This window comes from Actinomadura sp. KC06 (assembly GCF_004348735.1).
In the GTDB taxonomy this organism is placed as follows: domain Bacteria; phylum Actinomycetota; class Actinomycetes; order Streptosporangiales; family Streptosporangiaceae; genus Spirillospora.
Window position 1 is genome coordinate 19,486 of record NZ_SMKT01000044.1, and the last position, 16,937, is coordinate 36,422.

General features: G+C 69.3%; 20 protein-coding genes. 7 read left to right on the top strand and 13 right to left on the bottom strand.

Translation table 11 applies throughout. The annotated features are described in order from the left end of the window. Window positions 1-8: 8 nt before the first annotated feature. Window positions 9-521, top strand: coding sequence for a GNAT family protein (locus E1287_RS16435; protein WP_207934250.1), 513 nt, complete (start codon window positions 9-11; stop codon window positions 519-521). A 46-nt stretch (window positions 522-567) separates the two neighbouring features. On the opposite strand, the gene E1287_RS16440 is transcribed toward E1287_RS16435, so the two are convergent. Together E1287_RS16440 and E1287_RS16445 are read right to left on the bottom strand one after the other, a co-directional pair. Continuing rightward, window positions 568-918, bottom strand: a complete 351-nt coding sequence (locus E1287_RS16440; RefSeq protein ID WP_131965820.1) for a hypothetical protein — start codon at window positions 916-918, stop codon at window positions 568-570. Between the two features lie 169 nt (window positions 919-1,087). Beyond that, window positions 1,088-1,474 (bottom strand): hypothetical protein, encoded by a 387-nt coding sequence (locus E1287_RS16445; RefSeq protein WP_131965821.1) that lies wholly within the window; start codon window positions 1,472-1,474, stop codon window positions 1,088-1,090. 211 nt (window positions 1,475-1,685) lie between these two features. Between E1287_RS16445 and E1287_RS16450 the strand changes: the two genes are divergently transcribed. Beyond that, window positions 1,686-2,117 (top strand): hypothetical protein, encoded by a 432-nt coding sequence (locus tag E1287_RS16450; protein ID WP_131965822.1) that lies wholly within the window; start codon window positions 1,686-1,688, stop codon window positions 2,115-2,117. Window positions 2,118-2,121: 4 nt separating this feature from the next. Here the strand turns inward: E1287_RS16450 and E1287_RS16455 are convergent, their stop codons facing one another. From E1287_RS16455 to E1287_RS16470, 4 genes are all read right to left on the bottom strand, one after another. Then, a complete protein-coding gene (locus tag E1287_RS16455) occupies window positions 2,122-3,744 on the bottom strand; it encodes an FAD-binding protein (protein WP_131965823.1) in 1,623 nt (540 codons plus the stop codon). Window positions 3,745-3,859: 115 nt separating this feature from the next. After that, complete coding sequence (locus E1287_RS16460; protein ID WP_131965824.1) at window positions 3,860-4,735, bottom strand: NmrA family NAD(P)-binding protein; 876 nt, start codon at window positions 4,733-4,735, stop codon at window positions 3,860-3,862. 240 nt (window positions 4,736-4,975) lie between these two features. After that, window positions 4,976-5,347: an MmcQ/YjbR family DNA-binding protein gene (locus E1287_RS16465; protein ID WP_131965825.1), complete on the bottom strand. Its 372-nt coding sequence runs from the start codon at window positions 5,345-5,347 to the stop codon at window positions 4,976-4,978. Window positions 5,348-5,445: 98 nt separating this feature from the next. Beyond that, window positions 5,446-6,090 (bottom strand): TetR/AcrR family transcriptional regulator, encoded by a 645-nt coding sequence (locus E1287_RS16470; RefSeq protein ID WP_131965826.1) that lies wholly within the window; start codon window positions 6,088-6,090, stop codon window positions 5,446-5,448. Between the two features lie 65 nt (window positions 6,091-6,155). Here E1287_RS16470 and E1287_RS16475 point away from each other — a divergent pair, with 65 nt between their 5' ends. Next, window positions 6,156-7,265: an ATP-binding cassette domain-containing protein gene (locus E1287_RS16475; protein ID WP_131965827.1), complete on the top strand. Its 1,110-nt coding sequence runs from the start codon at window positions 6,156-6,158 to the stop codon at window positions 7,263-7,265. Next, on the top strand, window positions 7,262-8,110 hold the full coding sequence (locus E1287_RS16480; RefSeq protein WP_207934251.1) for an ABC transporter permease: 849 nt from the start codon (window positions 7,262-7,264) through the stop codon (window positions 8,108-8,110). The genes E1287_RS16475 and E1287_RS16480 overlap by 4 nt, the downstream gene beginning before the upstream one ends. A gap of 7 nt (window positions 8,111-8,117) precedes the next feature. On the opposite strand, the gene dnaB is transcribed toward E1287_RS16480, so the two are convergent. Further along, window positions 8,118-10,742, bottom strand: coding sequence for a replicative DNA helicase (gene dnaB / locus E1287_RS16485; protein ID WP_131965828.1), 2,625 nt, complete (start codon window positions 10,740-10,742; stop codon window positions 8,118-8,120). A gap of 338 nt (window positions 10,743-11,080) precedes the next feature. Here dnaB and E1287_RS16490 point away from each other — a divergent pair, with 338 nt between their 5' ends. After that, on the top strand, window positions 11,081-12,406 hold the full coding sequence (locus tag E1287_RS16490) for an MATE family efflux transporter (protein WP_131965829.1): 1,326 nt from the start codon (window positions 11,081-11,083) through the stop codon (window positions 12,404-12,406). Between the two features lie 142 nt (window positions 12,407-12,548). Beyond that, window positions 12,549-12,737 (top strand): hypothetical protein, encoded by a 189-nt coding sequence (locus tag E1287_RS16495; protein ID WP_131965830.1) that lies wholly within the window; start codon window positions 12,549-12,551, stop codon window positions 12,735-12,737. A 19-nt stretch (window positions 12,738-12,756) separates the two neighbouring features. On the opposite strand, the gene E1287_RS16500 is transcribed toward E1287_RS16495, so the two are convergent. The 6 genes from E1287_RS16500 to E1287_RS43750 all read right to left on the bottom strand — a co-directional run bounded on the left by E1287_RS16500 (window position 12,757) and on the right by E1287_RS43750 (window position 16,326). Beyond that, on the bottom strand, window positions 12,757-13,635 hold the full coding sequence (locus E1287_RS16500; protein WP_243719076.1) for a peptidoglycan recognition family protein: 879 nt from the start codon (window positions 13,633-13,635) through the stop codon (window positions 12,757-12,759). Between the two features lie 163 nt (window positions 13,636-13,798). Then, window positions 13,799-14,245 carry a 50S ribosomal protein L9 gene (rplI, locus tag E1287_RS16505; RefSeq protein ID WP_131965831.1) on the bottom strand — a complete coding sequence of 149 codons (447 nt, stop codon included), beginning with the start codon at window positions 14,243-14,245 and terminating at the stop codon, window positions 13,799-13,801. Window positions 14,246-14,261: 16 nt separating this feature from the next. Beyond that, entirely contained in the window at window positions 14,262-14,498 is a 237-nt protein-coding gene (gene rpsR, locus E1287_RS16510) for a 30S ribosomal protein S18 (RefSeq protein ID WP_019631633.1), read from the bottom strand. 231 nt (window positions 14,499-14,729) lie between these two features. Beyond that, a complete protein-coding gene (locus E1287_RS16515) occupies window positions 14,730-15,296 on the bottom strand; it encodes a single-stranded DNA-binding protein (protein ID WP_131965832.1) in 567 nt (188 codons plus the stop codon). A gap of 53 nt (window positions 15,297-15,349) precedes the next feature. Beyond that, window positions 15,350-15,640, bottom strand: coding sequence for a 30S ribosomal protein S6 (rpsF, locus tag E1287_RS16520; RefSeq protein ID WP_131965833.1), 291 nt, complete (start codon window positions 15,638-15,640; stop codon window positions 15,350-15,352). A gap of 521 nt (window positions 15,641-16,161) precedes the next feature. Further along, window positions 16,162-16,326, bottom strand: coding sequence for a hypothetical protein (locus E1287_RS43750; RefSeq protein WP_165969034.1), 165 nt, complete (start codon window positions 16,324-16,326; stop codon window positions 16,162-16,164). A gap of 220 nt (window positions 16,327-16,546) precedes the next feature. Between E1287_RS43750 and E1287_RS16525 the strand changes: the two genes are divergently transcribed. After that, the gene (locus tag E1287_RS16525) at window positions 16,547-16,846 is read left to right on the top strand and encodes a hypothetical protein (protein WP_131965834.1); all 300 of its coding nucleotides are present in this window, start codon (window positions 16,547-16,549) and stop codon (window positions 16,844-16,846) included. Window positions 16,847-16,937: the final 91 nt, after the last annotated feature.

The window sequence follows — 16,937 nt, forward strand, 5'->3', positions numbered from 1 at the left end:
AGCCGCCCATGCCACCTGCCATCCGCTTCGTCGAGCTGCCCCGATCGGCGATGAAAGCGCTGCTCGCCGACGACCTGTCCACTGCGAGCGCCGCCGCCGGAATCCCGCTCACCGAATACTTCGTCACCGACGAGGCGAAATTCCTCTGGCGATTCCGGCTCGGCCAGCTCGCCCGCGAACCGGAACACGCGCGATGGATTGTCCGCGCCGTCGTCGCGGAACCAGAAGGAACCGTCGTCGGCCACGCGGGTTTCCACGGCGCCCCGAACACCGACGGAACCGTCGAGATCGCCTACTCGGTCGACCCGGCCCACCGCCGCCGCGGGTACGCGAAGGCGATGCTCACCGCGCTGCTCGACCGCGCCGCGTCCGAACCGTCCGTCACGACGGTCCGCGCGTCGATCAGCCCCGGCAACGCCGCCTCCCTCGCCACGATCGCGGGCCACGGCTTCACCGAGGTCGGCGAGCAATGGGACGAGGAAGACGGACGCGAACTCCTCTACGAACGCCCCGCCCGCTGACGCCGCACCCCGCTGACACCCGCCCGCCGACGCCGCCCCCGGTCGGCTACTCGGGAGGAATGCGGTCGATCTCCCTTTCCCAATACTCGTTGAACACCTCGTTGACGAGCGTGGACATATCGATCAGCTCCAACCCGTCCAGCTTTACGAGAAGGATTTTGAAGGTCAGAGCCGGGCCTTCGAGAACGAGCCAAGGTTCGATCTCACGCGCCCAACCCTGACCCAGGCGGCGGTTCAGCTCCTCCACCGCAGGAGGCATGATCCTGTCGCACAGATCGTTGACGAACTCGGGCGAGCATTTGTGCGTGCGCCCCTCGTCGGACAGGTTGATGTACACATGCGCTTCGCGTGAAACCCCGCCCGTATTCGCGTCATAGCGGCCCGCACTCCGCAGCATGCGGCGGAACCTTCTCAGCACCATACGGGCCACTCTTGCTCACCCCCGCCGAGACCGGTACCGGATCGGGTCACCCGCTCTCCTTCAGCAGGCGGACGACCCGACGTGCGGCCTCCGGATCGGCAGCGGCAGGCGTTGCGCTAGCCGGCTTGGCGGTGTGGCCGGGTGGTCAGTATCCGGATCGGGCGGTGAAGGCGTAGTTCGGGATGTTCACATTGCCCCTGAAGGACTTGGAAGCCCGGCCCTTGCAGCCCTTCTTGGCGTAGAACGTCGTACCCTTGTTGCTGGTGATCTTCAGTGACTTCATCTTGAACTTGCGGTCGAAGTTCGTGCACTCCATCTGCCAGTGGTTATAGCCCTTCATCGTCCCCTTGTAGTTCTTCTTGGTGTACATGCAGATGTCGTATCCGCACCTCGCGGCCGCCGCATCCGAGTTCGGAGCGGCCTCGGCCGGCGCTGCAGCGATGAGCGGCAACATCGCCACCGAGACCGCGATGCCCAGCCCCAGGGAACGCACGGTTGATGCCACGAAAGCCTCCTTCTTCCAGTCGATCATGCGGGCGAGATCACGCTAGGCGGCTGCTCGCCTGATCTGCGCCTGACGCGTGCCTGACCGTGCCCGACCTGGCCGCGAGGCACGGGACGGGCGAAATGGCCATCGTCGGACACGCCATCCGGGCTGCGATTGCGTGTCGTGGCCGACCTCCAATGTCAGACTTCATGGACGCTTGGGCGATGGCCCGGCGACGGGAAGCGGAGGACATGCCATGACATCGATGCCACCGAATCCGGTGCTGGAGCCGCTGAAACCGCTGGTCGGAGAATGGACGATTCGCGTTCCGACGTTCGAGGAGGCAGAGGCGGCGGTCACGTGCGAATGGCTTGAGGACGGCGGCTTCCTGCGCATTCACTCGGCGTCGCCACCGCCCTTCCCGACCGCCACGCAGCTTGTCGGCCGGGACGACTCGTCCGATGTCTACACCGTCCTCTACTACGACTCGCGTGGCGTGTCGCGCGTCTACCAGATGACGTTCGACAACGGCCTGTGGAAGATGTGGCGGGACGCGCCGGGCTTCGACCAGCGGTTCTCTGGGACGCTCAGCGCCGACGGCCGCACCATCCAGGCCGCCTGGGAGAAGTCGCTCGACAACGAGACCTGGGAACACGACTTCGACATCATCTACACGAAGGTCACGTGATCGCTCACTCTCCGGCGCGCACCGAAAGGGCGTGGTGGAAGACGTTGCGCGGATCGTACTTCGCCTTGATTCGCTGCAGCCGCGGATAGTTGGCCCGGAAATACAGGGTGTGCCAGGGCGCACCACGGTTCCAAAACGGGTCGGCGAGATCGTTGTCCGGGTAATTGATGAACGCGCCATCGCCGGCCGCGGGAACGCCGCCTGTGTCGGCGAAAAGGTCGCGGTAAAGCGACCGCAGCCAGGCGATGTGCTTGGCGTCGTCCTTCGGGTCCTCCCAGCCGTTGACGAAGAACATCTTCATGATCGTGTCGCGGTGGGGCGTGGCGGTCGCGTCCGCGGCGACCGTGTTGACCTGGCCGCCGAAGGTGTAGAGGCTCAGGCTGCCGCCCGGGTGGTCGTAGTCGGACCTGGTCAGATGGTGGTGCAGGACGTCGATCTGCCGGTCGGTCAGGCACCGGCGCAGATATCCCGACTTCACCTTCAGCCGGTACACGGGGCCGGGATCACCGGGCGAGCCCGCCAATGCGGCGGCCAGCCACGGCTGGGTCCTCACCTGGCGGGACGGGGTAGCCGGCACGCCCTCGTTGATCGCGGCGAGGTGCTCGTCCAGCAGCCTCTCGGCGGTGCCGGACGCGGCCGCCACCTGTCCGATCATGCCGAGCTGGCCGATCGGACGCCGATTGAGCTGGATCTCGCTGTACAGCTTCGTCGCCGGGGATCCGGGGGAGCTGTTGCGCTCCACCCACCTGCCATGGTTGCGGACGAGCCGCGCGAACGCGTCCCGGGTGAAGTCCCGCCAATCCCATGTGATCGTGAAGCTCAGCACGGTCGGCGGCGGCGCGGGCAGGAGCCGGGACGGATCATCGCCGCGTGCGCCCGGCGTCCGGAACCAGTAGCGGGTGACGATGCCGAAGGTGCCCCCACCGCCGCCGGTGTGCGCCCACCACAGGTCGCGGTTCGGGTCCGTCCGCTCCCTGGTGGCGATGACGCTGCGCGCCCGGCCACGGCCGTCCACCACGACCACTTCGACCGCGTAGAGGTGGTCGACGGCCAGGCCCATCATCCGCGACAGCGGCCCGAAACCGCCGCCCAGCACATGCCCGCCCGCACCCACGCCGGGGCACCACCCCGCCGGGACAGTCACGCCCCACCCCAGGTACAGCCTGCGGTACGCCTCCCCTAGCGAAGACCCGGCTTCGACGGCGAAAGCGCGGCGGCGGGGGTCGTAGTAGACGGCGGTCATGGCGCTGGTGTCGATGACGACCTCCACGGCCGGATCGCCGACGAAGTCCTCGAAGCCGTGGCCGCCGCTGCGGACCGTGACCCTCCTGCGGGTGTCGACCGCGTCCTGGACGGCGCGGACGACATGCTCCGTCGTGCCTGCGACCCACACGTGCTGCGGCTTGCCGACGAACCGCCGGTTGTAGCCGCGGTAGGCGAGGGACGGGTAGCGCGGGTCGTCCCGTCCGACCTTGGCCGGGCCTGGAGGCGGCGGGCCTGCCTCGCCCGGCGTCGCTTTGGCCACAGTCGCCTTGGCCGGGCTCGCTCCGGTCATGGGGACGGCAAGGCTCGCCGCCGTCACCGCCAAGCCGCCCCGCAGCACATTCCTTCTGCTCTTCTCCGCCATTCGCGCTCCTCAGTCGGTTGAACGTCAACCTAAGAGCGGGCATGGCGACGGGCAGTGGGCCAAACACCACAACCGGGGTGGGTGTAAGTCCAATCAGAGCTTGAGGCGGTCGATGTCACTGACTGAGGGCCGGGCGCAGGTGGGCGTAGGCCCAGGCCGCGAGCGGGGTGGGAGTCGTGGTCACCACGTCGCGAGGCTGCTCGGGGACGAGGTCGCGCGTCCCGGCGGACATTCCGACGATGCCCTCCACGGCGGTCGGGCTCAGCCCGGCGGAGCGCAGCGCCTCTCGGACATCGTCCTCGCCGACGACCACGAGCTGGACCGTCCGTCCCAGCACCTCGGTGAGAATGGCCGCGACCTGCTGGAAGGTGAGGTCCTCGGGTCCGTGGACGGCCTGGATCTCGTGGCCCTTCCAGTCGTCGTTGAGCAGCCGTGCGGCGACGACGTCCCCGATGTCGCGCGGGTCGACCCATGCCATGGGCACGTCGGGGTGGAACGGCGTGGTCAGGACGCCGCCGGCGAGTCCGTCCAGGTCCATCAGCAGGTTGGTGAAGAAGTAGCCGCAGCGCAGATGGAGCGTGTCGGCGGAGGTGGCGTCGAGCCGCTCCTCGATCCGCGCCAGGCCATCGATGTGCCCGGCTCCGTGGCGCTTCTCGGCGCCGACGCTGCTCAGCAGGACGACGCGCGCGACGTCCCCGGCCTGGGCCGCCTCGATCAGCGGGTCCGCCGTCCGGTCGGACGTCTCGATCGGGTCCTCGGACGAGTGCGGAGTCGGATCGACCCAGAAGACCGTCCGCGCGCCCGACGTCGCCTCGCGGACGAACGCGGCGTCGGTCAGGTCGCCGCGCCTTACGTCGACGCGCTCGCGGGTGGCCGCGTCCAGCCGCGCCGGGTCGCGGACCAGCACCCGCGGCCGGACGCCGGCCTGCAACAGCAACCGGACCACGCGGGACCCGACATGCCCGGTCGGAGTGGTAACCACGATCGTCATCAGTGCCCCCTTGTTGTTCGTACTGGTCCCCAGAACCTACGAACCAATGCGGACAGAACTTGACCGCGTTCCCTGCCGTCGCAGAAAACCGACTGGATTGGCGGCGATGCCGATGGGTGTACCCGGACGGGTGCCGCCGCCGCGAGATGACCGTGTCTGCGCTGCCGATCAAGGCGTCCAACGTCGCGCGCCTGTACCCCGGCGGCTGGCCGCTGACCTGCGCGGCGCGCGCGTCCGTGCCTATTCGGCCGGGTCCGGGTGGGCGTCGAGCCAGGCCGTCGCCCGCCTGCGCGACGCTTGGGACAGCCAGGCGTCCTGGACGATCTCCGTCAGCTCCCCCAGCGTGAGCTCACCGATCCGGCTCGCCCGCAGCAGCACCGACCGGTGGCCGTTGAAGTGCGGTGTCGTGAAGAACGGCGACGCCTCGTCCTGAACCAGCGCGAGCTTGTCGGACTCGGACGGGACCCAGAACACGATCACGTCCGGGTAGCGCTCGCCGGTGTCCGGATCGACCGCGTCCGGACGGGGTGTGCGGAAGAACACGAACGACTTGCCGCCGACCTGGTAGACGGGGTTCTCGCCCTTCCCGTGCTCGACCGTGACATGAGGCATCCCCAAGGCCAGCTCATGGACGTCCTCGACCTTGGCGCGGCGCGTTCTGACCGACGTACCAGCAGCGTAAACCTAGGCTGCCCCGCGCCTGGCCGCCGTCAGTGAGCGCTCGCGCTCGCCGTCCCGTCGCCGTCGCCGCCGCCACTGCCGCTGCCGCAGAGGCGCAGAGTGCTTTCCAGGCACAAAGCCGCAGCCTCGTCGGCGGTGAGGCGTCCGTCGGCGACTTCGGCCGCGGCGGTGTGCTGGAGGCCGATCACGGCGGCGGCGAGCCAGGCGGCGGGAGGCGACCGGTCGAAGTCGCCCGCGCGCTGGCCTCGCTGGATGAGCCGTTCGAGCCGCGGCGGCACGACGTCGTGGGGGTCGTTGGTCTTGGGCCGCGGGATCCCGGTCAGGGTGGGATTGAGGATGAGGGGATAGCGGCCGATGAACCGCCATCCGGCGTCGAGGAACCGGGCCAGCGCGTCGGCGGGCGGGGCGGTGTCGAGGCCGGCGTCGTCGAGCAGGGCGAGGTATTCGGCCGCCGCGACCTCGATGAGGGCCGCGATGAGAGCGTCGCGCGAGGGGAAGTGCGCGTAGACGGTCTGGCGGGTGACGCTGGCCGCGGTCGCGATCTCCTCCATGCTGGCGTCGAGCCGCTCGCCGAGCACGATGCGCGCCGCGTTGAGGATGGCGTCGATGCTGCGCCGGGCGTCGGACCGCCGGGTGCGAGTCGCCTTCGCGGCCGTGCCGAGCGTGTCACCCATCCCGATGACGATATCCGTCCGGCCGCAACCTTGACAAGCCGTAAGAGATAGCCAACTCTTACAGCATGTCAAAGAACAGCCCGGAGAGGGACGGCCCGGCGATCGAGGCGCGCGGCCTGGTCAAGGTCTACGGCGGGAACCGAGCCCTGGACGGGATCGACCTCACGGTCCAGCGCGGTCAGGTGTTCGGGCTCCTCGGCCCGAACGGAGCAGGGAAGACCACCGCCGTCCGCGTACTGGCCACCTTGACCCGGCCCGACCGCGGCACCGCCCGCGTCCTCGGCCACGACGTGATCCGCGCGCGGGACGCGATCCGGGCCCGGGTCGCGGTGACCGGCCAGTTCGCCGCCCTGGACGCGGACCTGACCGGATACGAGAACCTGTCCGTCCTCGGCCGCCTACACGGCCTGTCCCGCGCCGCCGTCCGGCGGCGAGCCGACGACCTGCTCACCGCGTTCGACCTCACCGGCGCGGCCGCCCGTCCGGTGGGCGGGTACTCGGGCGGAATGCGCCGCCGGCTCGACATCGCGGCCAGCCTGATCGTGACCCCCGACCTGCTGTTCCTCGACGAACCGACCACCGGACTCGACCCGCGCGGCCGCGGCCGGGTGTGGGAGCTGGTCCGCCGGATCGCCGCGGCGGGCACCACCGTCCTGCTCACCACCCAGTACCTCGACGAGGCCGACCAGCTCGCCGGGCGGATCGCGGTCATCGACCGCGGCCGGGTCGTGGCCGAAGGCACCAGCGCCCAGCTCAAATCCCGGGTCGGCTCGGGCACGCTGCACGTCCGGCTCCTCGACGGCGCGGCGCGTCCGCGAGCACGGCAGGTCCTGGCCGACACCCTGGACGGGACGGTCCGCCTCGCCGCAGACCCGCTCGCCCTCTCCGTCCCGCTGACCGCCCCAACCGACGCGACGGACGTGGCCCGCCGGATCGGCCACGCCATGATCCGGCTAGCCGACGCCCGGGTCCCGGTCGCCGAAGTCACCCTCGGCCACCCCAGCCTGGACGAAGCCTTCCTAGCCTTGACCGCCCACAAAACCGCCCCCACCACCGAACAGGCCGGCCGCCGCGCGGCCGGATCCGCCCTTGGCCACACGGACGGCTCCGTCCGCGGCCGCACGACCGGCCGTGAGGTCGCCCCCGCCACCGCTGACGAGGAGGACAACGCATGAGCAGCCCGGCCGCCGTCTCCCGCGCCATCGGGGCGGAGACCCACCAGATCGACATCATGCTCACGGCGGCCCGGCCGCGTCGCCGCGCCGGGGCGCTCCTCGCCTCCGCGACCTTCGGCCGGCGGGCCCTGCTCAAGATCAGGCACGATCCCAAACAGCTCGTGGACTCGGTGGCCATCCCGGTCCTGTTCACCGTGCTGTTCACATACCTCTTCGGCGGTGCCGTCAGCGGCTCGCCCGGCGCCTACCTCGAAGTCCTCCTGCCCGGAACGCTGAGCATGAGCATCGCCATCGTCACCATGTACGGCGGCGCCCGCCTCGCCCAGGACGTCACGACCGGGGCCTTCGAGCGCTTCAGCTCGCTGTCCGTCTGGCGCGGCGCCTTCGTGCTCGGCGGCCTGCTCAGCGACGCCGCCCGCTACCTGTTCGCGTCCGCCATCGTCGTGGTCCTCGGGCTGATCATGGGATACCGGCCGGACGGCGGCGCACCGGGCGTGCTCGCCGCTGTGGCCCTAATCGTCGCCTTCGGGCTCTCCCTGTCACTGCTGTGGGCCGCGGTGGCACTGCTCGTGCGCGACCCGGCCGTCGTCATCAGCATCGCCAACATCGTGCTCATGCCGCTCTCGTTCGCCAGCAACATCTTCGTCGAACCCGAAACCATGCCCGGCTGGCTCCAGGCCTTCGTGGACATCAACCCGCTCAGCCACGTCGCGACCACGGCCAGAGATCTGATGAACGCCACCGGCGGCACCGGCGGATCATTCGCTTGGACGCTCATCACGACCGCCGCCATAACCGCGGTGTCCGCCCCGCTCACCCTCCACCTCTACGCCAAACAGCACTGACCGCCGATTACTGGGCCATATCGACAAAGCGGCTGTAATGCCCCTGGAAGGCGACGGTGACGGTGGCGGTGGGGCCGTTACGATGCTTGGCCACGATCAGGTCGGCCTCACCGGCCCGCGGCGACTCCTTCTCGTAGGCGTCCTCCCTGTGCAGCAGGATCACCATGTCCGCATCCTGCTCGATCGAGCCCGATTCGCGCAGGTCGGACACCATGGGCTTCTTGTCCGTTCGCTGCTCAGGACCTCGGTTGAGCTGCGACAACGCGATGACCGGGACGCCGAGCTCCTTGGCCAGCAGCTTCAGCGAGCGGGAGAACTCCGACACCTCGACCTGGCGGCTCTCGACGCGCTTCCCCGACGTCATCAGCTGCAGATAGTCGACGATCACCAGGCGCAGGTCGTGCTGCTGTTTGAGCCGACGGCACTTAGCGCGGATCTCCATCATCGACATGTTGGGCGAATCGTCGATGAACAGCGGCGCCTCGGCGACCTCGCTCATCCGGCGTGCGAGACGCGTCCAGTCCTCGTCCTGCATCGTGCCGGACCGCATCGCGTGCAGCGCCACCCGCGCCTCCGCCGACAGCAGCCGCATCGTGATCTCGTTCCGCCCCATCTCCAGGCTGAAGAACGCCGACGTCAACCCATGCTTGATCGACGCCGCCCGCGCGAAGTCGAGCGCGAGCGTGGAATTGTGCGTCGGGATGCAGGACCGTCCGGCCAGATACATGTGGTCGGCATTGTCGACCTGGACGCACCGCACCGGGACGCTCTCGACCGGCCGGACGTCCACGATGTACCGCACCCGCACCTTGGGGTCGACGACCGCACGCTGCCGCGCCGCCTTACGCGGCAACCGGAACACCGTCTCCGCAGGCGTGAAATTGATGCGGTAGAAGGTGGACGTCTCCGGCGAACGTCCCTTGACCTTCTTGGTCGTCATCGTCGCCCGGTAACCGAGGCTGAGAATCAGCTCGTGGGCGCCTTCAGCGAGCCGCTTGTTGACGAACCCTAGCTGGACCTGCCCGATCTCGGACACATATCCGTCGGTATCGAGCATCCCCGCCAGCAACGCCCGCCGCTGCTCCTCAGACGCCCGCAGGTACTGACCCGGTATGTGCTTGTTCCGCCACAGCCCCAGCTCTGTGATCTTCGCGTGGAAACCCGGGAGGCCGAACCGCCCGGGAGTCCCGCGACGCGTGACCGGCTGCCCGGCTGCTTCTATCTGCTCAAGGATCTCCTCATCGAAGCAGGTGATCGTGCCAGACCAGCTGTGCCCATCACCGAGCCATGCACCCAGCACGTATGGATAAATGGGCAGGTCCGCTTTGGGCAGCTGAAAGGGCGCAGCAACTTCGACTGCATGATTAGGACGATTGTCGCCGTCACAACGCACGGTTGCGGCAATCTCCTCGGTCGTCTTGGTTGACCGATGCTGCGCCGTCGTCGCGAAGTTCAGTGGACGAACCGCACGCCCCAGTAGCCCCCCTCGGTAGAGACTCGTCCGCTCATTGCGGAGAGGGCGTTTGGAGATGCTCGCATCTACCTCTCCACGGTGCCCCAATTCCCGGGTTACCGTGCGGAGCACATTCTTGAACTCCTCGCCAACATCGGCGACCGCCTCTCGGTGCGTGACGAGCCGACGGGCCTGCTCATTCGCATCCGCTGGCGCCCATCGGACACGGTTGATCGCCTCGTCGGACCAGTAATAGGTCCGGTTCCTCTGACTCTGCTGACGGCGGCTCGCGCGGGTGGTCGTACGCCACTGGTGCTGTGCATCGGCGACGATGACCTCGCCGTCCGAGAACTCGATCTCATAGCACGGGCGGCTGTGCATGACTTCCGTGGCGGCGACGACGCGCGTCGGTTTGCCGTCGGCTCCGATCAGGTAGTCACCAACGGACACTTCGCCCATAGTGGTCCATCCCGAAGGGGTGGGAAGTGGGACATTTAGGGCAAATGCCTTACCCATGGCAGGTCTCGCGGCGACCACAATCATCTGGCCGGGGTGGAGGCCGTTGGTGAGGGCGTCGAGGTCGGCGAAACCGGTGGGGCAGCCGACCATCTGGCCGCCGCGGCTGCCGATCGCCTCGATCTCGTCCAGGGCGCCGGGCATGATCTCGCTGAGGGCGACGTAGTCCTCGCCGGCGCGCTTCTCGGCGATGGCGAAGACCTCGGCCTGGGCGCGGTCGAGGACCTCGTCGGCGTCCGCGCCGTCGGCGGCGTACCCCATCTGGACGATGCGGGTGCCGGTCTCGACCAGCCGCCGCAGGATCGCCCGCTCATGGACGATCTTCGCGTAGTACCCGGCGTTGGCCGCCGTGGGCACGAGGGAGATCAGGGTGTGCAGGTAGGGCGCACCGCCGATGCGGCCGATCTCGCCGTTCTTGGTCAGCTCGCCGGCGACGGTGACCGCGTCGGCGGGGTCGCCGCGGCCGTAGAGGTTGAGAATGGTGTCGTAGACGATCTGGTGCGCGGGACGGTAGAAGTCGGGCGTGCGCAGGAGCTCGACGACCTCGGCGATGGCGTCCGGGGAGAGCAGCATGCCGCCGAGGACGCCCTGCTCGGCGGAGATGTCGTGCGGTGGGGTGCGTTCGAACTCGGGCTCGGACGGTCCGATCTCGGCCACGCTCACCGTCGCACCCCCTTCATCTCGGTCGCCGGCGGCCCCGTCCGCCCCATCGCCGACCGTTCATCTCACGTCTACCTGAAGCGTCCGACATTCTCCCGAGGCCACGCGGCCGGGAGCAAAGCGTCCTGTGGACGAGCCTGTGGACCGCCTGTGCAGACACGCCGATCGCGTTGTGCACGACCTGTGGACAACTTTGTGGATTCGGCGTGGACGACGCGCGCCGCAGCCGTTTGAAGTGCGTAAACGTCGTCCACCGGGTGTGCGGGAAAGAAAGTTCGCGATCCTGAGCGATGTAAGGTGTGAAGTTCTTATATGAGTTACAGCCTGGTAGCCTCGACGCGGTGTCCACTCCCCGGCGGCTCGCGTCCGCGCACGACCGCGAGATCCTGCGCCTCGCCGTGCCGGCCTTCGGCGCGCTCGTCGCCGAACCCCTCTTCCTGCTGTCGGACTCGGCGATCGTCGGGCACCTCGGCACCGCGCCGCTGGGCGGGCTCGGAGTCGCCGGTCAGGCCCTGACCACGCTCGTCTACCTGTGCGTCTTCCTCGCGTACGGGACGACCGCCGGAGTGGCACGGCAGGTCGGCGCCGGGGACATACGCGCGGCCGTCCGGCAGGGCATCGACGGGATGTGGCTCGCGCTCGCCATCGGCCTGGCGCTGATCGTGATCGGCCTGCCGCTGGTCCCAGGGGTGGTGGACGCGTTCGGGGCGTCCGCCGACGTCGCCCCCTATGCCGAGACCTACCTGCGGGTCAGCCTCTTCGGGATCCCGGGGATGCTGATCGTCCTGGCCGGGACGGGCGTGCTGCGCGGCCTCCAGGACACCCGGACGCCCCTCGTCGTGTCGATCGGCGGGTTCTCGGTGAACCTGCTGCTCAACGTGCTGTTCGTGATCGTCCTGGAGTGGGGGATCGCCGGTTCGGCGTGGGGCACCGTGATCGCCCAGACGGCCAGCGCGGCCGTCTACGTCGCCGTCGTGCTGCGGGCGGCCCGCCGGCATGGGGCTCCGGTTCGTCCGGACATGGCCGGGTTGAGGACGTCCGCGACGGCGGGCATCGGGCTCATCGTCCGGACGGCGGCGCTGCGTATCGTCCTCATCGTCGGGACGTCGATCGCGGCGCGGATGGGCGACGAGGAGATCGCCGCCTACCAGGTCGGATTCCAGGTGTGGACGCTGCTGGTGTTCGCGCTCGACGCCATCGCGATCGCCGGTCAGGCGATCACCGGGCGCTACCTCGGCGCGTCCGACCTCGCGGGCACGCGGGCCGTCACGCGCCGGATGGTGTGGTGGGGCGTCGTCTGCGGCGTGGCCTTCGGGCTGGGTATCCTCGCGGTCCGGCCGTGGCTGCCCGGGCTGTTCACGTCGGACGACGGCGTCCGCCACCTGCTGCTCGCCTCACTGCTGGTCGTGGCCGCGCTGCAGCCGGTCGCGGGCGTGGTGTTCGTCCTGGACGGCATCCTGATCGGCGCGGGCGACGGCGCCTACCTGGCGGTGACGACCCTCATCGCGACGGTCGTCTTCCTGCCGGCCGCGATCGTCCTCTACCGGACGGACGCGGGACTGATCGGGCTCTGGGCGGCGATCGGCCTTTGGATGCTGACCCGGCTGCTCACCCTGGGCCTGCGCGCCCGCGGCGACCGCTGGATGGTCACCGGCGCCGTCCGCTGACGGAAACGCGCAGGCGCCCGGCTCCTGGCGCGGCGGGAGCCCTGGCGCGGCGCGAGCCCTGGCGACCGGGGACGCGCGGCGGCGGGCAACGGATTCCTCGAACCGCACCCGCACCGGCCTTCACACTCGCTACTATTCGAACATGTGTTCCACACACGGCGAGCGGATGGCCCGGCTGACGCAGGCGATCGACGACCTGGCGGCGGAGGGCCTGACCGGACTGCCTCCCGAAACCCTGGTGGAAAGGGTCGCGGGCATCTGGTCGCTCGTCGAGGGCATCGACCCCGAGATCGCCCGCCGCCGCACGCGCTACAGCACCCCCGAAACCTGACGCCGCACCCTTATGAGGGTCAGGTCAGATCGTCCAAGGGCGGGAGGATGGGCAGGATCCCGTCGTCTCCGGTGGCGTTGTCGGACGATGACGACGCCCCGTCGAGACGCTTCGCCACGGCGCGGCGGAGAGCGGGCAGGCGAGCGTAGAGGACGTCGCCGGGGCAGGCGGTCTTGTTGTAGTCGCGGTGCCCAACGATGGCCTTGGACGGCTCCAGGTCATACGACCGGCAGAGCCAGACGCACACCTCGACCAGCGAACTCCACAGGCGGCGCGGGACCGCCTTCGTCATGTACGTGCCCTCGTTCTCGATCCCGATCGTGTGCTCGTTGTGGTGCAGGACCTGCGCGCCGATGGCGAGGTCGCCGTTCCGGATGGCCTTGAGGCTTCTGTTCCGGCCCTCCATCACGAAGCCGCCACGGCTGATGGTGAGCTGCTGGCCTGCGTCGTCCCAGCGGTTCCTGTCCATGTGGATGTCCTGGATGAACCGGGACAGCGCGAAGGCATGGGCGCGCGAACGGTTCTTGGAGTTCGCCGTGGCGGTGTGGTGCACGACGATGTGGTCGGGACGGCGGCCGACGACCTTGGCGGGACGGCGCGGCGCCCGAGCGTTCCACTGGTCGCGGGTGTACACGCGCGGGGCGTCCGCCGTGAAGAGGACGGTTTCGCCTGCTTCGAGGCGTTCACCCGGCCCTGCGCGTCCCAGCCCGGTATGCCCGGAGGCCCCGGCCGGTCCGGGTGAAAGATCGGCAGCCATGGCCTCATTCTGGACGGGAGACGCCACGGACAGCATCTCCAGCAGTCCGGCCCCCACGACGCCGCCGATGAGCGAGCGGCGCGTCACCGGCGAACGGTCGCGTTCCCGGGCGTCCGCATCCTCCTCCGAATACGCGTTCAACACCGTCCCCCTTACATTCCGCGATGCTCTCCTTACGGAACGTAGTTGGACGTTGCGGATAGAACAAGCCCAGGGCGGTTCGCGGACGTTTCACATGAAACGCGGAAAAGCACGACGGCCCCCGCGCCCGGATGGGACGCGGGGGCCGTTCGGCTGACGTGCGTCAGGCCTCGACGACGTTGACGTCGATCGTGGCGTTGACGTCGCTGTGCAGGCGGACGCTGACCCGGTGCGTGCCGACCGTCTTGATCGGGTTCCCGATCTCGATGCGGCGGCGGTCCAGGTCGGGCCCGTCGGCGGCGCGGACCGCCTCGGCGATGTCGGCGGCCGTCACGGCGCCGAACAGGCGGCCGCCGCTGCCGGTGCGGGTGCGCAGCGTCACCCGCAGCGCCTGGAGCCGGCCGGCGACCTCCTTGGCGTGCTCGACGGTCGCGATCTCGCGGGCCGAACGCGCCTTCTTGATCGACTCGATCTCCTTCTCGGCGCCCCGGGTCCACCTGATCGCGAACCCGCGGGGGACGAGGTAGTTGCGGCCGTAGCCGTCGCGGACCTCGATGACGTCACCGGGCTCGCCGAGCCCGGAGACCTGCTGGGTCAGGATGAGCTTCATCGTCTTTCCCCCTGCCTCAGCGCGCGGTGCTGGTGTACGGCAGCAGCGCCATCTCGCGGGCGTTCTTGATCGCCGTGGCGACGTCCCGCTGGTGCTGAGTGCAGTTGCCGGTCACCCGCCGGGCGCGGATCTTGCCGCGGTCGGAGATGAACTTCCGCAGCAGCCCGGTGTCCTTGTAGTCGACGTAGGAGATCTTCTCCTGGCAGAAAACGCAAACCTTCTTCTTCGGCTTGCGAGGAGGTGGCTTCGCCATCGTGGTGCTCCTTTGGGAGAGCCCCGCTCACGCGGGAATGGACGTTGTCATTTGATCTTGCTGGTCATGCACGAAGTGCCGATTCGCTCCGCAGCCCTGGCGTCCCAACCGGCCAACCGAACCGACCGAGGGCGCCGGACGCCGCCAACCGACCCGGCCAACCGACCCGGCCAACCGAACCCGGTCGGCCGATGCGGTCGGCCGAAGTGCTCGGCGGAACGGCCCCAGTGGCTAGAAGGGTGGGTCGTCGGAGTACCCGCCGCCGCCACCGCCGCCGCCACCGCTGGTGGCCCAGGGGTCGTCGGCCGGGGCTCCGCCCCCGCCCTGCTGGCCGCCTCCGAAGCCGCCGCCACCGCCTTGCTGGCCGCCGCCTCCGAAACCGCCACCGCCGCCTTGGCCGCCGCCACCGCCACCGCCGAACCCGCCGCCCTGCCGCTGGGTCTTGTTGACCTTGGCGGTGGCGTTGCGCAACGACGGGCCGACCTCGTCGACCTCGATCTCGAAGACGGTGCGCTTCTCACCTTCGCGGGTCTCGTACGACCGCTGCTTGAGGCGGCCCTGCACGATCACCCGCATGCCGCGCTGCAGGGTCTCGGCCACGTTCTCGGCGGCCTGCCGCCAGACGTTGCAGGTCAGGAAGAGCGCCTCACCGTCCTTCCAGTCGCCCGACTGGCGGTCGAAGAACCGCGGGGTCGAGGCGATGCGGAAGGACGCGACCGCCTGGCCGCTGGGGGTGAAACGCAGATTCGGGTCCTCGACGAGGTTCCCGACGATCGTGATTACGGTGTCGCCTGCCATGGGGCTCGCTCCGGCTGCTGTGAGGGCCTGGGGCCTGACGCGGGGCGTCTGGCTCAGTGGACCTCGGGGCGGATGACCTTCGTGCGGAGGATCGACTCGCTCAGGTTGAGCTGCCGGTCGAGCTCCTTGACCGTGGCAGGCTCGGCCGAGAGGTCGACCACCGCGTAGATGCCTTCGGACTTCTTCTGGATCTCGTACGCCAGGCGCCTGCGGCCCCAGACGTCGACCTTCTCCACGCTGCCGCCGCCGTCCTTGACGACCTTCAGGAACGGGTCGAGTGCCGCGTTGGCGGTGCGCTCGTCGACGGCGGGGTCGAGGATGGCCATGAGTTCGTAACGACGCATGCTGTGTCCCTACCTCCTCTGGACTGGTGCGGTCACGGTCTCTCCGTGACAGGAGGGCTGTTGCGTCTCCCGCGGCTGCGCCGGAACCCGGATCGCCGGGCGCGCCCGCCGCGAGACCGATACAGGCTACCAACAGTCGGCAGCGCACGAGCCGCTTCCCGAAGCAGAACGCCAGCACAGCGAAGGGATTCACCGTCCGCGGACGCGGAAAGTCGCTCCCTTTCCGACCCACACCGCTCCCGCATGAGCACGGATGTCCCCTCGACCAACCCACACGGACCGTCCCGGCGGCACGAAAGCTGCTCCTAACCCAACCCCACACGGCGCGAAGGGAGAACTCCCAGCCAACCTCGCGCCGTTCTCGCGGCGGCGAGGAAGGGGAGTCTCCCGGCCCCAGCTCCCGCTTCCGGTGGTGCGGAAAGTAGCACTCGGCGTACCCCGCACCGCTCTCCGAGACGCGAAAGCGGCCCGTACCCCGGCCCCGTGCCCGGCTCGCGCCGGTCCTGGTGATGGCGGGTATCTCAGCGTCTCGCTCTCGGTTGGACGGTCTTGGCGCAGCGGCGGCGTTCCAGCTCCGCCATGATGTCGGCCATCCGGGCGCGCATGCGGGCGGTCTGGGTCGTCAGCACCGACAGCTCCTCCACGAGCTCCGCGTCACCGATGAGCCCCAACTCCACTTTCGTCACGATGGTGCACCTCCTGCTCTCCCCCGCTTCCCCCCGGGGGCCGAACCGAGCCGGCGTTCTCGAATCCATGTTCGACCGTACCGCCTCCCGCCGACATTTTCGCCCCGGCTCCGCCGGTTGATCTCCGGCCTCGCCGGGAACTCCTATGGGCGTGGTCCGTCCGGTCCCGCGCGCACCATGTGCCCCCGCCGCGGGAGACCTGACCTGGAGGAGGATCCCGATGCCACAGGAGGCAGCAGGCGCGAAGCGGCAGACCGCCGGCGCGCGGACCGAGTCGCACCGGCTCCAGGACGTTCTCGCCGTCGCCGCCGTCACGATCGGTCTCGCCGCCCTCGTGCTCGGCTGGATCCCGGCGACCCACTTCCCCGGTGCCGTCGCCGGCGTGATCGGCCTGCCGCTCGCGCTGTACTCCCAGATGATCTCCGCGACGACGAACGAACGATGGCTGAACGTCATCGGCATGGTGGCCTCGTTCATGGGCGCCGCCTTCGCCCTGAGCAACGGCGGCTTCTCGATCTGATCGCCCGACGCTCCACCGCCCACACATAGCACCAGACCGTCCTCCCACCACGCCAAGCCGCCGTCACCGGGCTTCACGTCAGCCCACCGCA

Excerpts from the sequence above, each read along its gene's own strand:
- E1287_RS16435 (WP_207934250.1), top strand. The coding sequence starts at position 9 with ATGCCACCTGCCATCCGCTTCGTCGAGCTGCCCCGATCGGCGATGAAA.
- E1287_RS16440 (WP_131965820.1), bottom strand. The coding sequence starts at position 918 with ATGCTGCGGAGTGCGGGCCGCTATGACGCGAATACGGGCGGGGTTTCA.
- E1287_RS16445 (WP_131965821.1), bottom strand. The coding sequence starts at position 1,474 with ATGATCGACTGGAAGAAGGAGGCTTTCGTGGCATCAACCGTGCGTTCC.
- E1287_RS16450 (WP_131965822.1), top strand. The coding sequence starts at position 1,686 with ATGACATCGATGCCACCGAATCCGGTGCTGGAGCCGCTGAAACCGCTG.
- E1287_RS16455 (WP_131965823.1), bottom strand. The coding sequence starts at position 3,744 with ATGGCGGAGAAGAGCAGAAGGAATGTGCTGCGGGGCGGCTTGGCGGTG.
- E1287_RS16460 (WP_131965824.1), bottom strand. The coding sequence starts at position 4,735 with ATGACGATCGTGGTTACCACTCCGACCGGGCATGTCGGGTCCCGCGTG.
- E1287_RS16465 (WP_131965825.1), bottom strand. The coding sequence starts at position 5,347 with ATGCCTCATGTCACGGTCGAGCACGGGAAGGGCGAGAACCCCGTCTAC.
- E1287_RS16470 (WP_131965826.1), bottom strand. The coding sequence starts at position 6,090 with ATGGGTGACACGCTCGGCACGGCCGCGAAGGCGACTCGCACCCGGCGG.
- E1287_RS16475 (WP_131965827.1), top strand. The coding sequence starts at position 6,156 with ATGTCAAAGAACAGCCCGGAGAGGGACGGCCCGGCGATCGAGGCGCGC.
- E1287_RS16480 (WP_207934251.1), top strand. The coding sequence starts at position 7,262 with ATGAGCAGCCCGGCCGCCGTCTCCCGCGCCATCGGGGCGGAGACCCAC.
- E1287_RS16495 (WP_131965830.1), top strand. The coding sequence starts at position 12,549 with ATGTGTTCCACACACGGCGAGCGGATGGCCCGGCTGACGCAGGCGATC.
- rplI (WP_131965831.1), bottom strand. The coding sequence starts at position 14,245 with ATGAAGCTCATCCTGACCCAGCAGGTCTCCGGGCTCGGCGAGCCCGGT.
- rpsR (WP_019631633.1), bottom strand. The coding sequence starts at position 14,498 with ATGGCGAAGCCACCTCCTCGCAAGCCGAAGAAGAAGGTTTGCGTTTTC.
- E1287_RS16515 (WP_131965832.1), bottom strand. The coding sequence starts at position 15,296 with ATGGCAGGCGACACCGTAATCACGATCGTCGGGAACCTCGTCGAGGAC.
- rpsF (WP_131965833.1), bottom strand. The coding sequence starts at position 15,640 with ATGCGTCGTTACGAACTCATGGCCATCCTCGACCCCGCCGTCGACGAG.
- E1287_RS16525 (WP_131965834.1), top strand. The coding sequence starts at position 16,547 with ATGCCACAGGAGGCAGCAGGCGCGAAGCGGCAGACCGCCGGCGCGCGG.